The 1,028-nt window shown below is 73.9% G+C and carries 1 protein-coding gene; it reads right to left on the bottom strand.

Annotated features, from left to right (window positions below):
• Nucleotides 1-2: 2 nt before the first annotated feature.
• Nucleotides 3-1,028: porphobilinogen synthase (hemB, locus tag NBZ85_RS31335; protein WP_264762545.1), on the bottom strand; the 1,026-nt coding region annotated here is incomplete at its 5' end.

The raw sequence follows: 1,028 nt of genomic DNA, 5'->3' as shown, positions 1-1,028 counted from the left end.
GGTCAGCGGGTGGCGGCCAAGCCGCGGGCGACCTCGACGGCCCAGTAGGTGAGGATGATGTCGGCACCGGCTCGGGAGATCGCGGTGAGCGTCTCGGCGATGGCCCGGTCCCGGTCGATCCACCCCGCGGCGGCGGCAGCCTCGACCATCGCGTACTCGCCGGACACCTGGTAGGCGGCTACGGGCACATCCACGGCGTCCGCGACCGCGCGCAGCACGTCCAGGTAGGCCAGCGCCGGCTTGACCATCACCGCGTCGGCGCCCTCGGCCAGGTCCAGCGCCACCTCGCGCAGTGCCTCGGCCACCGAGCGCGCCGGATCCTGCTGGTAGCCGGTGCGGTCGCCGAACTGCGGGGCGCACTCGGCCGCCTCACGGAACGGGCCGTAGAACGCCGAGGCGTACTTCGCCGAGTAGGCCAGGATCGGCAGGTCGGTGAAGCCCTCGGCGTCCAGCGCTGCCCGGATCGCGCCGACCTGGCCGTCCATCATTCCGCTCGGCGCGACGACCTCGGCGCCGGCTCGAGCCTGCGCCACGGCGATCGAGGCGTAGCGCGCCAGGGTGGCGTCGTTGTCGACCTCACCGGCATCGGTCAGCAGGCCGCAGTGCCCGTGGTCGGTGTACTCGTCCAGGCACAGATCGGTCATCAGCACGATGTCCCCGCCGACCTCGGCGACCAGATCGGCCAGCGCGAGCTGGACGATCCCGGCGGGGTCGTCGGCGGCCGAGCCGCGCGCGTCCTTCGCAGCCGGCACGCCGAACAGGATCAGGCCGCCGACGCCGGCCTCGACCGCCTCGACGGCGGCCCCCCGAAGCGACGAGCGGGTGTGCTGGACGACACCGGGCATCGACGTCAGGGCGACGGGCTCGTCCACGCCCTCCTTGACGAACATCGGCAGGACCAGATCCGCAGGGTGCAGCCGCACGTTCGACACCAGCCGACGCAGCGCGGGCGAGCGGCGCAGCCGGCGAGGGCGCACCACCGGAAACCCTGCCGGTAGCCGGCCACCCGGACCCGCGCCACCCGGGCC

The sequence above is a fragment of the Frankia tisae genome (genome assembly GCF_025403405.1).
Classification (GTDB): domain Bacteria; phylum Actinomycetota; class Actinomycetes; order Frankiales; family Frankiaceae; genus Frankia; species Frankia tisai.
Note: the sequence above shows the minus strand (reverse complement) of the source record. Positions and strands in the feature narration are given on the sequence as shown.